The sequence below is a fragment of the Micromonospora sp. DT15 genome, from assembly GCF_049841475.1.
In the GTDB taxonomy this organism is placed as follows: Bacteria; Actinomycetota; Actinomycetes; order Mycobacteriales; family Micromonosporaceae; genus Micromonospora.
This window is the reverse complement of sequence record NZ_JBNCKJ010000001.1, coordinates 377,203-397,912: the sequence shown is the minus strand read 5'-3', so window position 1 is coordinate 397,912 and position 20,710 is coordinate 377,203. Positions and strand designations below refer to the sequence as shown.

Annotated in this window: 13 protein-coding genes; 6 read left to right on the top strand and 7 right to left on the bottom strand. The window is 71.2% G+C overall.

Translation table 11 applies throughout. The features are described 5' to 3' along the window. Window positions 1-215 precede the first annotated feature (215 nt). The gene (lexA, locus tag ACLQ3F_RS01795; protein ID WP_091400540.1) at window positions 216-1,001 is read left to right on the top strand and encodes a transcriptional repressor LexA; all 786 of its coding nucleotides are present in this window, start codon (window positions 216-218) and stop codon (window positions 999-1,001) included. Window positions 1,002-1,074: 73 nt separating this feature from the next. Here the strand turns inward: lexA and ACLQ3F_RS01790 are convergent, their stop codons facing one another. Continuing rightward, a complete protein-coding gene (locus tag ACLQ3F_RS01790) occupies window positions 1,075-2,877 on the bottom strand; it encodes a hypothetical protein (RefSeq protein ID WP_425845384.1) in 1,803 nt (600 codons plus the stop codon). A gap of 50 nt (window positions 2,878-2,927) precedes the next feature. After that, a complete protein-coding gene (gene hflX, locus ACLQ3F_RS01785) occupies window positions 2,928-4,382 on the bottom strand; it encodes a GTPase HflX (protein ID WP_357197068.1) in 1,455 nt (484 codons plus the stop codon). Between the two features lie 183 nt (window positions 4,383-4,565). Here hflX and ACLQ3F_RS01780 point away from each other — a divergent pair, with 183 nt between their 5' ends. Continuing rightward, window positions 4,566-6,032 carry an NAD-dependent malic enzyme gene (locus tag ACLQ3F_RS01780; protein ID WP_357197065.1) on the top strand — a complete coding sequence of 489 codons (1,467 nt, stop codon included), beginning with the start codon at window positions 4,566-4,568 and terminating at the stop codon, window positions 6,030-6,032. 167 nt (window positions 6,033-6,199) lie between these two features. Here ACLQ3F_RS01780 and dapF read toward each other — a convergent pair whose 3' ends face one another. From dapF to ACLQ3F_RS01765, 3 genes are read right to left on the bottom strand one after another with little or no spacing between them, the layout of a single operon-like run. Beyond that, complete coding sequence (gene dapF / locus ACLQ3F_RS01775; protein WP_425845380.1) at window positions 6,200-7,036, bottom strand: diaminopimelate epimerase; 837 nt, start codon at window positions 7,034-7,036, stop codon at window positions 6,200-6,202. A 7-nt stretch (window positions 7,037-7,043) separates the two neighbouring features. Then, window positions 7,044-7,967: a tRNA (adenosine(37)-N6)-dimethylallyltransferase MiaA gene (gene miaA, locus ACLQ3F_RS01770; RefSeq protein ID WP_425846153.1), complete on the bottom strand. Its 924-nt coding sequence runs from the start codon at window positions 7,965-7,967 to the stop codon at window positions 7,044-7,046. Next, on the bottom strand, window positions 7,952-8,719 hold the full coding sequence (locus ACLQ3F_RS01765) for a hypothetical protein (protein WP_425845377.1): 768 nt from the start codon (window positions 8,717-8,719) through the stop codon (window positions 7,952-7,954). Before ACLQ3F_RS01765 ends, miaA begins: the two co-directional genes overlap by 16 nt. 150 nt (window positions 8,720-8,869) lie before the next feature. On the opposite strand from ACLQ3F_RS01765, the gene ACLQ3F_RS01760 reads away from it, so the two are divergent. The 3 genes from ACLQ3F_RS01760 to ACLQ3F_RS01750 all read left to right on the top strand — a co-directional run bounded on the left by ACLQ3F_RS01760 (window position 8,870) and on the right by ACLQ3F_RS01750 (window position 14,082). Next, window positions 8,870-10,078 carry a DUF349 domain-containing protein gene (locus ACLQ3F_RS01760; RefSeq protein ID WP_355009914.1) on the top strand — a complete coding sequence of 403 codons (1,209 nt, stop codon included), beginning with the start codon at window positions 8,870-8,872 and terminating at the stop codon, window positions 10,076-10,078. 753 nt (window positions 10,079-10,831) lie between these two features. Further along, window positions 10,832-12,415: a cellulase family glycosylhydrolase gene (locus tag ACLQ3F_RS01755; protein WP_425846151.1), complete on the top strand. Its 1,584-nt coding sequence runs from the start codon at window positions 10,832-10,834 to the stop codon at window positions 12,413-12,415. A 305-nt stretch (window positions 12,416-12,720) separates the two neighbouring features. After that, complete coding sequence (locus ACLQ3F_RS01750; RefSeq protein ID WP_425845375.1) at window positions 12,721-14,082, top strand: cellulose binding domain-containing protein; 1,362 nt, start codon at window positions 12,721-12,723, stop codon at window positions 14,080-14,082. A gap of 40 nt (window positions 14,083-14,122) precedes the next feature. On the opposite strand, the gene miaB is transcribed toward ACLQ3F_RS01750, so the two are convergent. Further along, complete coding sequence (gene miaB / locus ACLQ3F_RS01745) at window positions 14,123-15,616, bottom strand: tRNA (N6-isopentenyl adenosine(37)-C2)-methylthiotransferase MiaB (RefSeq protein ID WP_425845372.1); 1,494 nt, start codon at window positions 15,614-15,616, stop codon at window positions 14,123-14,125. A gap of 235 nt (window positions 15,617-15,851) precedes the next feature. On the opposite strand from miaB, the gene ACLQ3F_RS01740 reads away from it, so the two are divergent. After that, window positions 15,852-16,760, top strand: a complete 909-nt coding sequence (locus ACLQ3F_RS01740; protein WP_425845369.1) for an alpha/beta fold hydrolase — start codon at window positions 15,852-15,854, stop codon at window positions 16,758-16,760. A gap of 59 nt (window positions 16,761-16,819) precedes the next feature. Here the strand turns inward: ACLQ3F_RS01740 and fxsT are convergent, their stop codons facing one another. Continuing rightward, window positions 16,820-20,683, bottom strand: coding sequence for an FxSxx-COOH system tetratricopeptide repeat protein (gene fxsT / locus ACLQ3F_RS01735; RefSeq protein WP_425845366.1), 3,864 nt, complete (start codon window positions 20,681-20,683; stop codon window positions 16,820-16,822). Window positions 20,684-20,710: the final 27 nt, after the last annotated feature.

Below are 20,710 nucleotides of genomic sequence, written 5' to 3'. Positions count from 1 at the left end.
GGAAAATGATGCAGGATCGAACACCAGTGCTACCTGACGTACCATTTATCAGAACATCCGTACGAGCGGAGCGCTTTTTCACCCCGACACGCCGGTGAGAGGTCGTACAGATGTTTGAAAATGACTGATCTCACCTATACGGTCATGAACAACGTGGCACCACCGCACGCACCACGAGCCGACGAGGCACCCAGCGCCGACCAGGGAGGACGGACGTGACCGAGGACCGGGCCAGCCGGCCGAAGAGCCCGCAGCAGATCACCGAGGCGGGCCCGCCGGCCACCCGACGCCGCAGCGCCGCGCGCAGCCGGACGGGTCAGCCCGCCGTGCGTCCGGTCACCCCGGTGGTCAGCGCCTTCCCCGACCCGGCGACGGTCGACCTGACCGCCCGCCAACGGCGCATCCTGGAGTTCATCCGCACCTGGGTGGAACGCCACGGCTACCCGCCGAGCGTCCGCGAGATCGGCGAGGCGGTCGGCCTGGTGTCGCCGTCCAGCGTCGCCTACCAGCTCAAGGAGCTGGAGAAGAAGGGCTTCCTGCGCCGCGACCCGAACCGGCCGCGCGCGGTGGACGTACGCGCCCCCAGCGAGGCGATCGACGACGAGTTGTCGAGGGCACAGCGGCCCACCCCGGCGTACGTGCCGATGCTCGGTCGGATCGCCGCCGGTGGGCCGATCCTCGCCGAGCAGGCCGTGGAGGACATCTTCCCGCTCCCCCGCGAGCTGGTGGGTGAGGGCGAGGTCTTCATGCTCCAGGTCAAGGGCGACTCGATGCTCGACGCGGCGATCTGCGACGGCGACTGGGTGGTCGTCCGGCAGCAGCCGACCGCCGACTCCGGCGAGATCGTGGCCGCCATGCTCGACGGCGAGGCGACGGTGAAGACCTACCGGCGGCGCGACGGGCACGTCTGGCTGATGCCGCAGAACCCGGCCTTCGACCCGATCCCCGGCGACGACGCCACCATCATGGGCCGGGTCGTGGCGGTGCTACGCCGGATCTGACCGATCGGCGGGTGAGTGCCACCAGCGCTCACCCGCACCGCTCGTCAGACCGGTTGAGCGCTACAGCGTCCGATCAGTAACGGTCGCCCCGTGGGCCGCGACCGCCCCCGGGATACTGCCCGTACGGGTCGACGGGCGCGTCCTCGTCACGTCGCCGGCCGGGCCGCTGGCCCCGGTGGTCGGGCTCCTGCCCACCGCGCCGGGGCGGCTCCGCGCGACCGGGCTGACCGCCGTCACCGCCGCCGTACACGCCACCGCCAGGACGACCACCGCCGCCCTGCGGACGGCCACCGCCGCCACCCTGGGGACGACCACCGCCACCGGCCGGGGGACGACCACCACCGCCGGCCGGGGGACGACCACCGCCACCAGCGGGGGGACGACCACCGCCACCAGCGGGGGGACGACCACCGCCGCCGTAAACGCCGGCACCGCCGCCGTCCGGTCGCGGCGCACCGTAGCCGCCGTCAGCCGAGGCCGGCCGGCCGCCACCGCCGTACACCCCACCGCCCGCCGGGGCCGGGCCACCGCGACCCGCGCCACCCGCCGGGGCCGGGCCACCGCGACCCGCGCCACCCGCCGGGGCCGGGCCACCGCGACCCGCACCACCGCCGTAGACAGCGCCGCCGGCCGGTGCGCCGCCCCCGTACACACCACCCCTGCGGTCATCGTCGGCAGGGAACCCGTCAACGGCACGGCCGGCACGCGGGCCGAACGGCTCATCGTCCGGCTCCGACGGGTCGGACGCGTCAGCTGTCGGCGGCCGACGGCGGGCGCGAACGATGCCGAAGATTCCGGCGGCGACCAACAGCAGGCCGATCAGCCCGACGGCCCCCACCAGGTACGTGATGTCGTCGAGGCTCAGCCCGTCGGTCCAGGACTTCGAGGCGGCCGGTTTGGCACCGTCCTCGGCGGCCAATGGCGCGGCCGTCGACGTGGACGGGGTGTAGCCGAGGATGTCGATCGGCTCGTCCTCGCTGAACCGGCCCGCGTCGGAGACGGTGAGGAACGACTTTCCGTCCGGGGTGTAGCTGATGGCCTCGCCGAACGGGTCGGCCAGCGGCGTGACCCGCGGCTTGCCGGTGGTGAGCGCACCCACGATGTCGCCACCGGTCACGTCGAACTCGAAGGCGTCCGCGTACGTGCGCAGAACCACCCGGGAGCCGTCCGGTGCCCGGGACGCGCCGGTGATGGCGATCCGGCCGAACGTGTTGAGGGTGTTCTCCGTCTGGGTCTTCGGCAGCGTGAGCTCGCCGGCCTTACGCATCGGCACCGGCTCGGTGTCGCCGCTCTTGAGGGCCGCCGACGGCGTGTAGATCTCGGCCTTGCCGCTGGTCACCTTGGTGATGATCAGCGGTTTTCCGTCGTCGCCGATGAGCAGCGCCTCAGCGTCGTGCGGTTTGGCCTCCGGGTAGGAGAGCCGGTGCAGCGTCGGCTGCTTGGCGCCGGTGACCGGCATCGACCAGAGCGCGACGCGGCTGCGGCGCTCCTTCGAGTCGGGGTTGTCACCGGTGTCGGCGATCCAGAGGGTGCGGCCGTCCTTGGACAGGGCGAGATCCTCGGTGTCGAACGGACCCTGCCCCGAGTAGCGGACCGGCTCCTTCGAGATCTTGCACTTGCTGTCGAGGAAGAAGACCCGCTTGCGCTCGGCGACGTCGGTGCCGTCGTTGATGACGATGTAGCCACTCTTGGTGGCGACCAGCCCGGACAGCTCCCGTAGGCGCTCGTCGGTGATCGTGCATCGCTTCTGGCCAGGGTTCGCGGCGGGCGGCCCGGACGCCCCAGGGGCGGGAGCCGCCGCGGCGGATCCGGCGAGCGCCACGGTTGCCCCGAGCAGGCCGAGGGCAACCGTGACCGAGGAAACAACGCGGCGCATTCGGCCAGTGTCGCATGCCGCGCGTTTCCGGGGGATGACGCCGTGGCCGCTCAGGATCGGCTGCCGGCCGCCTGCCCCTGCCGTTCCACGTCGAAGGCCGTCAGCTCCGCCGCCAGCTCCGCGCCGACCCGGACGTGCAGCAGAGTGCCCTCCGGCAGGTGCGACGTGCTGAGCACCTCACCCGTACGGTGCGCCCGAGCCACCAGGTCGCCCCGGTCGTACGGCAGCACGGCCCGGACCTCGACGGCCGGACTCGGCAGCCGCTCCTCGATCGCCGCGCGCAGCTCGTCCATGCCCCGCCCGGAGTGCGCGGACACGAAGATCGCGTCCGGCCAGAGCCGCTTGAGCCGCAGCAGAGTGTCCTCGTCAGCGGCGTCGGTCTTGTTGACCACCAACAGCTCGGGGAGCCGGTCCGCGCTGACCTCGGCAAGCACCGTGTGGACCGCCCGGACCTGCTCCTCCGGATCCGGGTGGGTGCCGTCCACGACGTGCACCACCAGATCCGCCTGCGCGACCTCCTCCAGCGTCGAGCGGAACGCCTCGACGATTTGGTGCGGAAGGTGTCGGACGAAGCCGACGGTGTCGGAGAGGGTGTAGAGCCGCCCGTCCGAGGTGGTGGCCTTGCGGGTCGTCGGGTCCAGCGTGGCGAACAGCGCGTTCTCCACCAGCACGCCCGCGCCGGTCAGGCGGTTGAGCAGGCTGGACTTGCCGGCGTTGGTGTAGCCGGCGATGGCCACCGCGGGGACGGAGTTGCGGGAACGGCGGGAACGCTTCGTCACGCGTACCGTCTTCATGCTCTTGATCTCGCGACGCAGCCGGGAGATGCGGTGGCGGATGCGCCGCCGGTCGGTCTCCAGCTTGGTCTCACCGGGACCACGGACACCCACACCGCCGCCGGCGCCGCCACCCCGGCCGGAACCACCGGTCTGCCGGGAGAGCGTCTCGCCCCAACCGCGCAGTCGGGGCAGCAGGTATTCGAGCTGGGCCAGCTCGACCTGCGCCTTACCTTCCTTGCTCTTGGCGTGCTGGGCGAAGATGTCGAGGATCAGCGCGGTGCGGTCGACGACCTTGACCTTGGTGCGCTGCTCCAGGTTGCGCAGCTGCGACGGGGACAGCTCACCGTCACAGATGACCGTGTCGGCGCCGGTGGAGAGCACCACCGCGCCAAGATCGTCGACCTTGCCACGGCCGATGTACGTGGCCGGGTCAGGTCGGGTACGACGTTGGATGAGCCCTTCGAGCACCTGCGAACCGGCGGTTTCGGCCAGCGCGGCGAGCTCGGTCAGCGAGTTTTCCGCGTCGGTGACAGTGCCTTCGGTCCAGACGCCCACCAGGACGACCCGCTCCAGCCGCAGCTGGCGGTATTCCACCTCGGTGACGTCGGTGAGCTCGGTTGACAGGCCCGGGACGCGTCGGAGGGACTGCCGCTCCGACAGATCCATCTCGCCGGTGGTGACGTCGTCGAGCTCGTCCTCGACGGGGACAAAGCTCTCCTGGTCTCGCAAGCGGTTCTCCTGTCCGTTTTGATAAGTAGAACGTAATCCTGACATGACACAACGCCGAACGCACCTGCTATATGCCCATGGTGAAGGTCGCCAAAAGTGGGGGCGAATGCTGGTCGGCCGCGACAACCCGGTAGAAATGCGGGCGGCGGCCGAACGGCCGCACAGCCGTTACGGAGGGATCCCGTGGCCATCACCCGACTGCCCAGCGCCGGATTTTCGATCACCATCCGGATCGCCGTGACCGCGGACGCCTCCTCGATCGGCCGGCTCACCACCTCCGTCGGCGAGGCGGGGGCGATCGTCACGGCGCTGGACGTGGTGGACTCGGACCCGACCAACGTGATCGTCGACCTGACCTGCGACACCGCCGACGCCGGTCACGCCGACCAGGTGGTCGACGCGCTGACCGCGCTGGACGGCGTGGACGTGCGCAAGGTGTCGGACCGGACGTTCCTGCTGCACCTGGGCGGCAAGATCGAGGTGACCTCGAAGGTCGCGCTGCGCAACCGCGACGAGCTGTCCCGCGCGTACACCCCCGGGGTTGCCCGGGTCTGCATGGCGATCGCCGAGAACCCGGCCGACGCCCGGCGACTGACCATCAAGCGCAACACCGTCGCTGTGGTCAGCGACGGCTCGGCGGTGCTCGGGCTGGGCAACCTCGGCCCGGCCGCGTCGCTGCCGGTGATGGAGGGCAAGGCCGCGCTGTTCAAGCGCTTCGGCGGGGTGGACGCCTGGCCGGTGGTGCTGGACACCCAGGACACTGACGAGATCGTGCAGATCGTCAAGGCGATCGCTCCGGCCTACGGCGGCATCAACCTGGAGGACATCGCCGCGCCGCGCTGCTTCGAGATCGAGGCCCGGCTGCGCGAGGCACTGGACATTCCGGTCTTCCACGACGATCAGCACGGCACCGCGATCTGCGTGCTGGCCGCGCTCACCAACGCGCTGCGGGTGGTGGGCAAGCAGCTCGCGGACGTCCGGGTGGTCGTCTCCGGAGCCGGCGCGGCCGGCACCGCGATCATGAAGCTGCTGCTGCGCCAGGGCGTCGGCGACATCATCGCGTACGACCGGGAGGGCGCCCTGCACCGCGGGCTGACCGGGCTCAACTCGGCGTGGCAGTGGCTGGCGGAGAACACCAACAAGGAGAACTACTCCGGCGACCTGCCCGGAGCGATCCGGGGCGCCGACGTGTTCATCGGGGTCAGCGCGCCGAACCTGCTCACCGGCGACGACATCGCGCAGATGGCGAAGAACTCGATCGTTTTCGCGCTGGCCAACCCCGACCCGGAGGTCGACCCGCGGGAGGCGCGCAAGCACGCCGCGGTGGTCGCCACCGGCCGTTCGGACCAGCCGAACCAGATCAACAACGTGCTCGCATTCCCCGGGGTGTTCCGCGGCATGCTGGACGCGCACGCCGAGGAGTTCACCGAGGAGATGGCCATCGCGGCTGCCCGGGCCATCGCGGACGTGGTCGGCGAAGACAAGATCAACCCGACGGTGATCGTGCCGAGCGTGTTCGACTCCCGGGTCGCCCCGGCGGTCGCCGCCGCCGTCCGCGCCGCCGCGCACAACCCCAGCCCGCTCCCGGCCGCCGACCCCGGCCCCGCCGACCTCCCCGAGATCGCCGCCACCGCCAGCGCCACCCCGTAACCCCAACCCCGCCCGGCCCTGCCCGCGCCCGGCCCCGAACCGTCCGTTGATCATGAAGTTATTGCCCCGACACGCCGAGCAGGGTGGCAATAACTTCATGATCGACGGGGCGACCCGGGGGCGGGGCGACCTGGGGGGCCGGCGCTGGGTGGGGCGGGCGGGGGTGGTTAGGCGGGGAGGGTTACCTCGCCGTTGGCCACCAGGACGGCCGGGCCGGAGAGCCAGCAGGAGGTCTCGGTGACGGTCACCGTCAGGCGACCGCCGGGCACGTCGACGGCGACCACGCCGGTGTCCAGGCCGGCGTCGCGCAGTGCCACCGCGCCCACCGCGCAGGCGCCGGTCCCGCAGGACAAGGTCTCGGCGCTGCCGCGCTCGTACACCCGCATCAGGCTGTGCTCGTCGGTGCCGTCGACCGGGTCGCCCGCCACGATGAACTCGACGTTCACCCCGCTCGGGAAGACCGCCGGGTCGAACCCGGGCGCGACGGTCAGGTCCAGCGCCGACAGCTCCACGCCGGCCGGCAGGACGCAGACCAGGTGCGGGTTGCCGACGTCCACCACCGCACCGGTCAGGGTCAGCCCGCCGAGGGTGGCGGCAGAACTGTCGTACACCTGGGGTCGGCGCATCTCGACGGACACGGCGTCGCCCTCGACCAGCGCGCGCACGACGCCGGCCCGGGTTGCCACCGGCAACGCCGCGCCGGCGGGCGTGGCCAACCCGCTGTCGAGCAGGTAGCGCACGAAGACCCGAGCGCCGTTGCCGCACATCTCGGCGAACGAGCCGTCGGCGTTCCAGTAGTCCATGAACCACTCGGCCTCGCCGGCCAGACCCGCGCCGTCCGGATGCTTGGCCGCGCGGACCACCCGCAGGACGCCGTCCGCGCCGATGCCCCGACGCCTGTCGCAGAGCGCCGCGACCAGCTCCGGGGTCAGGTCGAGCTGACCGTCCGGGTCGGGAAGGAGGACGAAGTCGTTGCCGGTGCCGTGGCCCTTGGTGAACTCCACGCCCCCATCATCGCGCAGCCGCCGGCACCAGACGCAGGGCGGCCCCGATCAGGTCCGGGGTCGCCGAGTCCAGCCAGTTGATCCGCGGGTCGCGGCGGAACCAGGACCGCTGCCGACGGACGAACCGCCGGGTCGCCCGGACCGTCTCGTCGTGCGCCTGCGCCTCGGTCAGCTCACCGGCGAGCAGGCGCAGCACCTGCTGGTAGCCGAGCGCCCGACTCGCCGTCCGCCCCTCGGGCAGCCCGCGCCCGACCAGCTCACGGGTCTCCGGCACCAGGCCGTCGGCCCACATCCGGTCCACCCGCAGCGCGATCCGCTCGTCCAGCAGACCGGTGTCCAGGTCGACGCCGAGCTGCACCGACGGGTAGTACGGCGTGGGCTGTGGCAACGAGGCGGCGAACGGCGCGCCGGTCAGCTCGATCACCTCCAGGGCCCGGACGATCCGCCGGCCGTTGGCCGGCAGGATGCTCTCGGCGGCGACCGGGTCGGCGGCGCGCAGCCGCGCGTACAGAGGGGCCGGGCCGACCTCGGCCAACTCCCGTTCCAGCCGCTCCCGCAGCGCCGCGTCCGTGCCGGGGAACTCGAAGCGCTCCAGCACCGCCCGCACGTACAGCCCCGAGCCACCGACCAGCAGCGGCACCCGCCCCCGCGACAGGATGTCGTCCACCGCCGCGCGGGCCAGCCGCTGGTACTCCGCGACGCTCGCCGGCTCGGTGACCTCCCAGACATCCAGCAGGTGATGCGGCACCCCGTCCCGCTCGGCGAGGGTCAGCTTCGCCGTGCCGATGTCCATGCCCCGGTAGAGCTGCATCGAGTCGGCGTTGACCACCTCCCCGTCCAGGGCATGCGCCAACGCGATGCTCAGCGCGGACTTGCCGGCCGCGGTCGGGCCGACCACAGCGACCACCAGGCCTGTCACGCCCGCTCCCAGGACGCCACGAAGTACGCCACCCCGTAGGGAGCGGAGTCGTGCAGCAACTCGCCGCGCCACCCATCACCGGCAGCGCGGGCCGCGCCCGCGAGCACCTGCCAGGGGGCGCGACCGGCGGCCTTCAGCTCCGTCGACACCACCGGGTCGAGGTCGAGCAGGGCGTCCAGGTCCGCGTCGGCCAGCGCTTCGGCAACCCTCTGGTCGTACGGGAGGGCACGCGCGTCGTCGTACCCGGGTGCTTTCTCCCCGCGGCAGGCCGACCCGTCCCCGAGCACCAGCGACGCCACCCGGTCACCGGCGGCACCGACCTCGTCGGCGAGCACGGCCAGCTCGGCCGGGCCGGCGTCGGCGGCCACCTGCACGGCCGTCACCGGCGGTCGGGTTTCGTGCCGGGCCAGCAACCACGCGCCGATGGTCAGGCTCAACGGCAGCACCGCGCCCCGGTCCGGTTGGCCCGGCACCAACGGCACGTCCAGGTCGACACCCCACGGCTGAAGGGAACCGGTCGCCGGGGTGCGGATCGGGCCGGTCACCGGACCGGTGCCTACCAGGACCACAATGTCCGGATCGGTGGTCAACAGCCGGCGTACGGCGGTGTCACAGGCCGCCCGCAGATCGTCCAACTCCCTGGCTGCGGAGCCGGCCACCTCGGGCACGAGCAGGGGCGGATGCGGGCAGACGGCGGCGGCGACCAGTGGCACCCGTCCACCGTAGCGGGAATCCCCGGTGCGTCTCCGCGCCGATCCGGTCATTCGGCCCCTAGGACACCGTATGGTCACGGTCGGCGATAGGCGCTCGACGCGGACCGGGTCGGACCTGTGACAATGCCGGAAGCAACTTGGCTGCGCCGTGGCGGCGACGGGGGATCGATCCCTCGACGCCGGGAGAACGAGGATGGGCACATGAGCGACTGGACTGCCTTCGGACGGGTGGACGCGGACGGCACCGTGTACGTCAAGACCACCGAGGGAGAGCGGGTGGTCGGATCCTGGCAGGCGGGAGCACCGGAGGAGGGCCTGGCACACTTCGCACGACGCTTCGCCGACCTGGTGACCGAGGTGGACCTGACCGAGGCGCGACTCAAGTCGGGTGCGGCGGACGCCGGGCACTCGTTGAGCACGATCCGGCGGATCCGGACCACGCTGCCCGAGGCAAACGTGGTCGGCGACATCGACGCGCTGGCCACCCGCCTGGACAAGCTGGCGACCCTCGCCGAGGAGAAGGCCGGCGAAGCGCGCGCCGCCCGGGACGCCGCTCGAGGTGAAGCCCTGGCCCGCAAGACCGCGCTGGTCGAGGAAGCCGAAAAGCTGGCCGCCGAATCCACCGGGTGGAAGACCGCCGGCGACCGGCTCAAGGAGATCCTCGACGAGTGGAAGACCATCCGCGGGGTCGACAAGAAGGCCGACGGTGAGCTGTGGAAGCGGTTCGCCGCCGCTCGGGACGGCTTCACCCGCCGCCGGGGCGCCCACTTCGCCTCCCTCGACTCGCAGCGCAAGCAGGCCCAGACCGCCAAGGAAGAGTTGGTCGCCGAAGCGGAGAAGCTCGCGGACTCCACCGACTGGGCCGCCACCGCCAACCAGCTCAAGGATCTGATGACCCAGTGGAAGGCCGCCCCGCGCGCCTCCAAGGAGGCCGAGCAGAAGCTCTGGGAACGGTTCCGGGGTGCGCAGGACGCCTTCTTCAGCCGGCGTAGCGAGGTCTTCTCCGCCCGGGACAACGAGCAGCGCGGCAACCTGGAGCGCAAGCAGGCCCTGCTCGCCGAGGCCGAGGCGTTGGACATCGACGCCGACCCGAAGGGTGCCCAGGCCAAGCTGCGGGAGATCCAGGCCCAGTGGCACGAGGCCGGCCGGGTGCCCCGCGAGGCGGCCGCCGGGCTGGAGCGTCGACTGCGCGTCATCGACGACAAGGTCCGTGACGTGATGGACTCGGCGTGGCGCCGCACCACCAAGGAAGACAACCCGCTGCTCGCCCAGATGCGGGCGCAGGTTGCGGAGGCCGAGGATCGGCTGGCCCGGGCGCAGAGCGCCGGGGACGCACGCCGGATCAAGGAGGCCGAGCAGGCCCTCGCCTCCAAGCGGCAGTTCCTCCAACTCGCCGAGCAGGCCGGCTGAGCTGACGACGTCCGGAGCCCCCGGCCCTTAACGGGACCGGGGGCTCCCGCGTGTCCGGCCTCCGGCATCCGCGCCCACACGGGCCCGCATCCCCCGCGCCCCGCGCTCCGAACACCCGCTCACCCGGGCCCGCGTCGCCGCTACCGCTCAAGATCCGCGCAGTTTCCCGGATGTTGCTGCCTCGGACAGGCCGGAGACAGCAGCATCCCTGATGTTGCGCGGATCTTGACGACCAACAGGGTCCTGGGAGACCTGGAGCGGGGTTTGGGGCATCCGCGCCCGTCAAGGTCATGCTCGATCCAGGATGTAGTGGCCACCCAGCGCCGGGAGACCACCACATCCATGTTGGAGCACGATCATGCGCTGGGGAGTGCGTCGTGACGGACGCTCGACGCGGGCAGTGCCACGCCACGCCTCCGGGGCGCGGGCGGGGCGGCGCGGCGCGGCGCGGCGCGGCGGGACGGGACGGGCGGGGCGGGACGGGGCAGGGCAGGGCGGTGCCGATGGCAGGTTGACGCATTGACGCGGGCTGATCAGAATGAGCGACGGAGCCAGGTAGGGCCACCGGCACGAGGGCGACGAAGGCGGAGCATCCGCCGTCGAGGGTCGCCGGTGAGCTTCCGCGAGTGACCACGTCCGCGTGACATGGTCCGTCGCGTGCTGTCCGCGTACCCCTGAGGGACCGTGACGTGCGGACGGCCGCCCGCCGGCGTCGTTTCTGGACGGCGCCGGATCTCCGAAGTGGAGCTTGAATTGTTCCGTCCGAAGGCTCTCGGCGGCGCGCTCACCGCGCTCGTCACCGTCGCGGCTGGCGTGTTCCTCGCCACCGCTGTCAGCACCAGCCCGGCCGTCGCCGCCGGCACCGGTACGGGTTATCTGCATACCAGTGGCAACCAGATCGTGGACAGCACAGGTGCGACGGTCCGGTTGACCGGCATCAACTGGTTCGGCATGGAGACCGACAACAAGACCTTCCACGGGCTGTGGTCGAACAACCCGTGGCGGGGGCAGCTCGACACGATGGCCCGGTTGGGTTACAACACGTTGCGGGTGCCGTACTCGAACGACGCGCTGAAGCCGGGTGCGACCGCCAGTGGGATCAACGACTTCGTCAACCCGGACCTGATCGGGCTGTCGCCGTTGCAGATCCTGGACAAGGTGATCGACTACGCCGGCAGCAAGGGCATGCGCATCATCCTGGACCGGCACCGGCCGACGGCGGCCGGGCAGTCGCCGCTCTGGTACACGTCGACTGTTTCCGAGGCGACCTGGATCAACGACTGGAAGATGCTCGCTCAGCGGTACGCGGGCAACCCGACGGTGATCGGCGCCGACCTGCACAACGAGCCGCACGCGGAGGGCACCAACCCGGCGGCCACCGGCGCGTGCTGGGGCTGTGGCGACACGACCCGGGACTGGCGGCTCGCCGCCGAGCGGGCCGGGAACGCCGTCCTCGGTGTCCAGCCCAACTGGTTGATCTTCGTGGAGGGTGTGAGCTGCCCGAGTGGTGGCCTCTCCAACGTCTGGGACGGCGACACCAGCAACGACGAGGACTGCGGTTGGTGGGGTGGCAACCTGTCGAAGGCGGGTCAGTTCCCGGTCCGGCTGAGTGTGGCGAACCGGTTGGTCTACTCGCCGCACGAGTACGCCACCTCGGTGTACCGGCAGACCTGGTTCGACGCCCCGGACTACCCGGCGAACATGCCGGCCATCTGGGACAAGTACTTCGGTTACCTCTACAAGCAGAACATCGCGCCGATCATGATGGGCGAGTTCGGCAGCACCCTGGTCGACCCGAAGGACAAGGTGTGGCTGGAGAAGTTGATGGCGTACACCGGGACCGGGGTGACCGGGATGTCCTTCACCTACTGGTCGTGGAACCCCAACTCGGGTGACACCGGCGGTATCGCGTTGGACGACTGGACCAATGTCAACACCGCCAAGCAGGCGATCCTCCAGCCGTACCTGATCGCGCCGTCCGGTGGCGGCACCAGCGGGCCGCCGACCGGCGGGCCGACGGACCCGCCGACCGGCGCCTGCACGGCCACCTACCGGCAGGTCAACGCCTGGCAGGGCGGCTTCCAGGGCGAGTTGACGGTGAAGAACACCGGCTCGGGCGCGGTGAACCCGTGGTCGGTCACCTGGAGTTGGCCGTCCGGGGTGACGTTGGGCAGTGGTTGGAACGCCACCGTCACGCAGTCCGGTACGACGGTGACCGCGGCGGCTCCGAGCCACGCTCCGTCCCTGCCGGCGGGCGGGTCGGTCACGGTGGGCTTCACCGCCAACGGCACGGCGAGCGCGCCGGGCACTGTGAAACTCAACGGCACCGCCTGCTGATCCACCAGGACGGCCGGTGCGCCACTGCCGGGACGGCCGGTGCATTGCTGCCGGGGCGGCCGGTGCATTGCTGCCGGGACGGCCGGTGCGCAGCGCATCGGCCGTCCCGGCCATTTACATTCAGATTCTTCTATGTTCTTATCGGGAAAGCGCTTGCCTCTTCGTTGGTGGGTGCGAGCGCGGGAGCCGCTCTCCTTCACGAACCTGCACCGGCGGGCCCGAGGACCACTGGTCCCGGCCGAGATTCGCCGCCCACGGGCATGGGCGTCGCGACACCTCCGTCCGCCTCACCGAAAGGAAGCAGCATGCGCACAGGACGGCGTCGAATGACGCTGATCGCCACCACTGCCGCAGCCACCGCCACCCTGGTCACCGCCGGGCTCTTGACCTCCGTGTCGGCCCAGGCGGCCGCCGGCTGCCAGGTGGCCTACTCGGTCGCCAGCCAGTGGCCGGGCGGATTCACCGGCAACGTCACAGTCACCAACCTCGGCGACCCGGTCTCCGGGTGGACGCTGCGCTGGTCGTACGGGGCCGGTCAGCAGACCAGCCAGGCGTGGGGCGCCACAGTCACGCAGAGCGGCAGCCAGGTCTCCGCGACGAACGTCGACTACAACGGCAACCTGGCGACGAACGCCAGCGCCTCGTTCGGCTTCAACGCGAGTTGGAACAACTCCAGCAACCCGGCTCCGAGCAGCTTCAGCCTGAACAACGTCGCCTGCACCGGCAGCACCACACCGACCACACCGCCGCCGACCACACCGCCACCGACCACCCCGCCACCGTCGAGCACTCCCCCGCCCGGCCAGCAGCCGTCGGCGCTGGTCGGCTGGGCCACCCAGAACGGCGGCACCACGGGTGGCGGCAACGCCGCCACGACCACCGTCAGCAACGCCTCGGGCCTGACCAGCGCGCTGAACGCCACAGGCGCCGCTGTCATCCGGGTAACCGGGACGATCACCTGCTCGGGGATGCTGCGGGTCCGGTCCAACAAGACCATCATCGGCAACTACGGGGCGACGATCGTCGGTTGCGGGCTCAACATCAACGGTGACCGCAACGTGATCATTCGCAACCTGACCTTCCGCAACTGGAACGACGACGCGATAAACGTGCAGGAGTCGGCCACCAACATCTGGATCGACCACAACAGCTTCAGCAACGGGTACGACGGCGCCGTCGACATCAAGCGCGGCTCGGACTTCGTCACCGTCTCGTGGAACCGGGTCTTCAGCCACGACAAGACCATGCTGCTCGGTCACAGCGACGACAACGCCAGCCAGGACGTCGGTCACCTGCGGGTGAGCTACCACCACAACTGGTTCGACGGCAGCAACCAGCGCAACCCCCGGGTGCGCTTCGGCAACCCGGTGCACGTCTACAACAACTACTACCGGGCCAACGGCGGCTACGGCGTGGCGTCCACCGAGAACGCCGGCGTGCTCGTCGAGGGCAACTACTTCGAGAACGTCGACGACCCGTACCACCTCGGCGAGGGGGACTCGGGGCCCGGCAGCCTGGTCGCCCGCAACAACCACTTCGTCAACTCGCCCACCGGCCAGACCGGCGGCAGCGTGGCTGGCATCCCGTACTCGTACCAGCTGGACACCGCGAGCAACGTCAAGTCCATCGTGACGGCGGGTGCCGGCGCCGGCAAGATCACCGTCTGACCACGAAGGGGCCCCTCGTCCAGGGGCCCCTTCCGTGCGGTCAGTGGGTGGCGCAGCCAGCGGCGGGGGCAACCACGACCGGCGGTGCGCCGATCGTCGGCAGACCGAGCAACACCCCAGGGGTACGCGGGGAGCGCCCCGCCTCGGCCGCGTCACCGGCCCGGGTGCGACGGTGCGCCACCGGCGCGCCGTCGGCGTTCAGGTGGTGCGGCGCGGCGTACGTGACAGTGGTGTGCACGATGTCGCCCGGCCGGATCTGACCGGCCAGGGACTCCCCGTCGGCGGTCTCGGTCGCGAAGTGCACAAGCCGACCGTCGCGGGCCCGACCGGACATGCGGCCGGTCCGCTCGTCCTTGCGGCCCTCGCCGACCGCGACCAGCACCTCGACGGTCTCACCGACGAGGCGCTTGTTCTCCGCCCAGGTGATCTCCTCGACGCATGCGATCAACCGCTCGTAACGCTCCTGCACCACCTGCTTGGGTAGCTGGTCGTCCATTGTCGCGGCGGGCGTGCCGGGCCGCTTCGAGTACTGGAAGGTGAAGGCCGAGGAGAACCGGGCCTCCCGGACCACGTCCAGGGTGCGCTGGAAGTCGGCCTCGGTCTCACCGGGGAAGCCGACGATGATGTCGGTGGTGATCGCCGCGTCCGGCATCGCCGCGCGGACCTTCTCGATGATCCCCAGATAGCGCTCGGAGCGGTAGGACCGGCGCATCGCCCGGAGCACGTCGTCGGAGCCGGACTGCAACGGCATGTGCAGTGAGTGGCAGACGTTCGGCGTCTCGGCCATCGCGGCGATCACGTCGTCGGTGAAATCCTTCGGGTGCGGGCTGGTGAACCGCACCCGCTCCAACCCGTCGATGTCGCCGCAGGCCCGCAGCAGCTTGCCGAACGCGTACCGGTCGCCGAACTCCACGCCGTACGAGTTGACGTTCTGCCCGAGCAGGGTCACCTCCAGCACGCCCTCGTCGACAAGGGCGCGCACCTCGGAGAGGATGTCGCCGGGGCGCCGGTCCTTCTCCTTGCCGCGCAGCGCCGGCACGATGCAGAACGTGCAGGTGTTGTTGCACCCCACCGAGATCGACACCCAGCCGGCGTACGTGGACTCGCGGCGGGTGGGCAGCGTCGATGGGAAGACGTCGAGGGACTCCAGGATCTCCACCTCGGCGGCGGCGTTGTGCCGGGCCCGCTCCAACAGCACCGGCAGCGCGCCGATGTTGTGGGTGCCGAAGACGACGTCCACCCAGGGGGCCTTGCGGACGATGTCGCCCCGGTCCTTCTGGGCGAGGCAGCCACCGACAGCGATCTGCATCCCGGGGTGCTTGTCCTTCACCGGGCGCAGGCGACCGAGGTTGCCGTAGAGCCGGTTGTCCGCGTTCTCCCGCACCGCGCAGGTATTGAAGACCACGATGTCCGGGGTGTCGTCGCCAGCGGGTGCACGCTCGTATCCCGCCTGCTCGAGCAGGCCGGAGATGCGTTCGGAGTCGTGCACGTTCATCTGGCAGCCGTACGTGACGACGTTGTAGGTCCTAGCCACCCTGTTGGTGCCCCTTCCCCTCGGGCTACCAGGGTAGCGGCCCGCTCCGGGGGGACCTCCGACCGGCTTTGTCCGGTCCTGCGGCGTTGACCCGGCGGCCCATGGTGAGGGTTTACGGCGGACAGTACGCTGCGGCACAGAACGTGACTCCGGGCGATTCGGGGTCTTCGCACTCAGGTCCACTGCGTGGCTCCGCTCAGCCGGGCAGCGCAGAACGACCCGCGGGAGGCCACACGTGACGCGACCAGATGCGACACAACGCCTCGTCACGACGCCGGACGGGCGGCACCTCGCCGTGGAGACCTCCGGTACAGCGGACGGTCTCCCGGTCTTCCTGCTGCACGGCACCCCGGGCAGCCGCAGTGGCCCCCGTCCCCGCGGCATCGTCGTCTACCGCCTCGGCGTGCATCTCGTCTGCTACGACCGACCCGGGTACGGCGACTCCGACCGGCACGAGGGGCGGCTGGTGGCCGACGCCGCGGCCGACGTGGCGGCGATCGCCGACGACCTCGGCATCGAGCGGTTCTCGGTGGTGGGCCGCGCCGGTGGTGGGCCACACGCCCTGGCCTGCGCCGCGCTCCTTCCGGACCGGGTCACCCGGGCCGCCGTACTGGTGGGGCTCGCCCCGGCCGGCGCGCCTGACCTGGACTGGTACGCCGGGATGGCCGAGACGAACGTAAAGGACTACGGGCAGGCCGACGACGACCTGGCCGCGCTCACCCTCAACCTGAAGGTTCGCGCGGACGAGGCCCGGCGGGATCCGATGACGCTGCTGGACTTCCTCCGCCCCCAGTTGCCCGACGAGGACATCCGGGTGGTCGACGACCTCGCGATCCGCCGGCTGCTCACCGACATGTACTCCGAGGCGCTGCGCCACGGCCCCGAGGGTTGGATCGACGACGTGCTGGCGATCCGGCATAGCTGGGGGTTCGACCTCGGCGCCATCCGCGCGGAGGTGCGGCTCTGGCACGGCGAACAGGACCGCTTCTCCCCGGTGGAGCACTCGCACTGGCTCGCCTCGCGGATCGCGCGCGCCGAGGTGCAGGTGCAGCCCGGCACGGCGCACTTCGGGGCGGTGGAGATCCTCCCGCAGACCCTGAACTGGCTGGCCGCGCCGGACCTCGCGAGCAGCCCACGGCTCTGAGCATCCGACCGGGACCGGCGGGTCACCCCGGACGGCCGGCCGCCCGCCGAACGCCCCGCTCAGATGGTGTGTGGGTCGATCACCCGAACCACGAACCTCCGTTCGCGCAGGGTCTGCACGGTGGGATGTTCCGGACCGATCACCTCGGCCAGTCGGTCCGCCACGACGCCGACGTCCTCGGCGCTGGCGTCGCCGGGCCGCTTGGCCACCAGGGCGAGATCGCCGAGGCAGCGCAGCGTGTCGGGGTGCTCCGCGCCGATCACCGTGGCCATCCGGCCGGCGGTCTCCCGCAGCCGGTCCCGCGCCAACTCCCAGTCACCCTCCTCGGCGAGGCACACCGCCTGGTTGACCTCCGCCGCGAGGGTGTGCGGGTGGTCCGGACCGAGCACCTTGCGCAACTCGCCGACCGCCCGGACCGCCGACGCGAGCGCGTCCGACCTCCGGCCGAGCGCGCGCTCCGCGGCCGAGATGTTGCTCAGCGTCGCCAGGGTGTGCGGGTGCACCGGGCCGAGCCGGAGCAGTTCCTCGTACGCCTGCCGCACCGCGGTCATCTCGGTCAGCGCCCGAGCCGCGTCACCGACGGCCAACAGGTTAGCCGCGCGACTCGACCGACACGCCACCGTATCTGGACTGTCCGGGCCGAAGCGTTCGTCGAGCTCGCGGTAGGCCGTCTCGAACATGGGAGCGGCCTCGGTCCCCCGACCGGAGCTGCGCAGGGACACCGCCAGGTTGACCTGAGCGGCGAGACTCTGGCCGTCATCCGGCCCGAGCACCTCGCAGTACGTCTCGTACACGGTGCGCAGCAGGGCCGCCGACCTGTCGTACTCCCCAGCTTCCCGCAGGTCGCTGCCCAGCCGCACGGCGGAGACGAGGGTGTAGGGATGCGTGGGGCCGAGCACCATCCGCCGCCGCTGGTGCACCTCGTCGTCCCAGCGACGGGCGGACCGGTAGTCGCCGACCAGCCGGTACGAGACGGCGAGGTCGCTTGCCGCGCTCAACGTCCCGGGGTGGTCCTCGCCGAAGACCTGGAGCCAGGAAGCGTAGGTGGATCGGTTCCGTTCCAGGGCCTCGGCGTAGCGGCCGAGCGCCCGCAGGTCACCGCCGAGGCTGCCAGCGGTCATCAGGCTGTGCGGGTGCAGCGGGCCCAGGAGTCGGCGTTGCTCGGCCAGCACCGCCTCGTTCAGGTCTCTGGCCTCGCTGAACCGGCCCCGGCTGCGCAGAATGTTCGCCCGGTTGAACCGCAGGTGCAACAGTTGGCGGCCCAGCGCCGACGCCTCGACCTCGTCGTGCGTGTCCCCGAGCCTGGCACTCCAGGTGTCGTCCAGCTCCTGGCTCAACCCGTCGGCCTGGTCCAGACCACCGCGCTGCCACAGATAGCGGACGCGGTCGATCAGCAGCTGGCACACCGACTCATCGGGGCAGGTCAGCGCCTCGGAGACCTCCAGGTGCGGCCAGAGCATGCGTAGCCGGGCCCAGGTGGTCGGGTCGGCCACGTCGCCACGGGGTCGAGACGCGGCCAGCACCAGGTGCACCTGGTGTCGGGCGGCGTCGATCTCGTCGTCGGTCATCCGGTCGCGGACCACCGCCTGCAACAGCCGGTGCACCTGGACCCGGCCGCCCTGAACGTCCAGTTTCAGCAGTGCCAGGCGGTTGATCTGCTGGACCAGGGCACCGCGCATGAGCCGCTCCGACACCGACGGGTCGAACGGCACGAGGGCCGCGGCCATCTCGTCGCTGTAGATGAGTTCGAGGGCGATCTCCGGGGCCAACACCGAGCAGAGCTGCAACAGCCGGTACGCGGCCGGCGCCTGGTCGAGCAGCCGGTTCAGCGACAGGTCCCAGGTCGCCTCCACGGAGAGCGCGCTGGGGCCGTGCCGCTCGATCTGCCGCAGGTAGTCGGCGACCGACGTGCCGGTGTCGGCGAGCCAGGCGCCCGCAGCGGCCACCGCGATCGGCAGGTCGCCGAGCGCCTCGGCCACCCGGTCGGCCTCGTCGGCGCTGATAGTGGGCACCCGCTGGGCGAGGTGCGCCACGCTCTCGGTGCGGTGGAAGACGTCCGCCTGGATCGGGTTCGCCCGGTCACCCCAGGCGCGGTTGCGGGAGGTCAGCAGGACGTGCCCGGGGCCCTGCGGCAGGAAGGGCTCGATCTGGTCGAGCTCTTCGGCGTTGTCGAACACGACGAGCCACCGCCCGTACGGCTCGCCACGGCCGAGCACCTGCAGCACCGACCGGACCGTGTCGGGAAGGGTGGGCCCGAGGATGCCGAGACGGCCGGCGAGGTCGGCGAGGGCGGTGTCGACGAACTGCGGCGGGTCCGCCACGACCCACCAGACCACGTCGTACGCGGCCTTGAACCGGTGCACGTACTCCAAAGCCACCTGCGTCTTGCCGACGCCACCCATGCCCTGCAGGGCGACCGGCAGCACCACCGCGCTGCCCCCGCTCTGCAACTGCGTGCGTAGCCGCGCAAGGTCGTCCTCCCGGCCGGTGAACCGGGCGTTCCGGTTGGGAGCGTTGAAGACCAACGGCTCGGTGCCGGGGTAGCGGGCAGTCCCGCCCGCCGGGCCGTCCGCCGACGACGGCATCGGCCGGCCGACCAGCCGCAACACCCGTTCCACAGCGGTCGCGGCACTCACGTTCACGAGGTTGGTCGAGCTCTGCGACTGGAACTCCGCAAGCGGGCGCAGGTCGGCGACGTACACGGCCAGGGCCGTGGAGCCGGTGCTCAGGTCCCGGTCGGGCAGACTGCCGGACGGCGTCGCGACGTAGGCCGCTGAGACCACTGTCAGCGTGCGCGGGGCCAGCGTGCCGGCGGATCCGACGGCGGCTGTCGGGTCCACCACCCGCAGCCCGGCGGAGCTGAGCACCCGCTCCAGCCACTCGGCCCAGATGGCGTCCTCCGGTGCGTACCGGAGCACGATCTGGTCGTCGATCGCCTCGGTGCGGCGGCGGAAACGGGCCGTGCCCCGCTCCCGCACCGACTCGTCCATCACCGGCAGCGCGGTCACCGCGCCGTCGGTGAGGATCCCGGTCAACGTCTCGTACGCGGCCAGCAGTGACGTCGGCGAGCCGGGCGGATCACAAAAAGTCGCTAGCTTCTCCTCGTACGCGTAGAACGGCCGGTACGGCACCTCCACCGCGGCCCAGTAACGCCGCCGCTCCGCTTCGGTCATCCCCGCCGGCAAGCCGGCGAACCGGCGCATGGCCAGCAGGCGACCCGCCTCGGCCCGCTCCTTCTCGGCCTGGTCGACCCGCATCGGCACCGGCAGGACCCGGATTTCGCGCCGCCGGTACCGGTCCCGCACCGAGTGCGCCACCCGGGCCGCGCCGTCGATGCCCTGGTCGCTGAGGGTGAAGCAGTCGACAAGGGTGTCCGGCAGATGCAGGGTGCAGATGTCGGCGACGTCGCTGAGCCCCGTCCGGCTGTCAATCAGGGTGAAGTCGTAGTGGCGCTTCATGTCCGCCCGCAGTGCCTCGAAGAACTGCGCCCCACCCAGCCGGTTGTAGAAGTTTTCCCAGTCCAGCCCGCTCACCGAGACGGCGTAGTCGCTGTTCTGCCGGCCGGCGGAGAGAAAGTCGAGACCACCGTCGCCGGGGAAGTTCCAGCGCAGTGAGAACGCGTGCCGCCCGACCCGGGCGTACTGCTCCATCCAGCGGTCCGGTCGGTTGTCGACCCGGGTGGTCTCCCACTCGTAGTCACGGATCATGTCGATCACACCGCTGGTGCCCTGGATCGCCTCGGCGTCGAGGAACGGGTGGAAGAAGCGGTGCAGACCGGGTGACTCGAGGTCCCAGTCGGCGACGAGCACCCGCCGGCCGCTGGCGGCCAGGATCCAGGCCACGTTGGCCAACGCCATCGTCCGACCCGTTCCCCCCTTGAACGAGTAGAAGGTGACGACCTGGCCTTCGCGATCGTTGTTCATCGGCATGCTCCGTGGGGACGCGGTGGG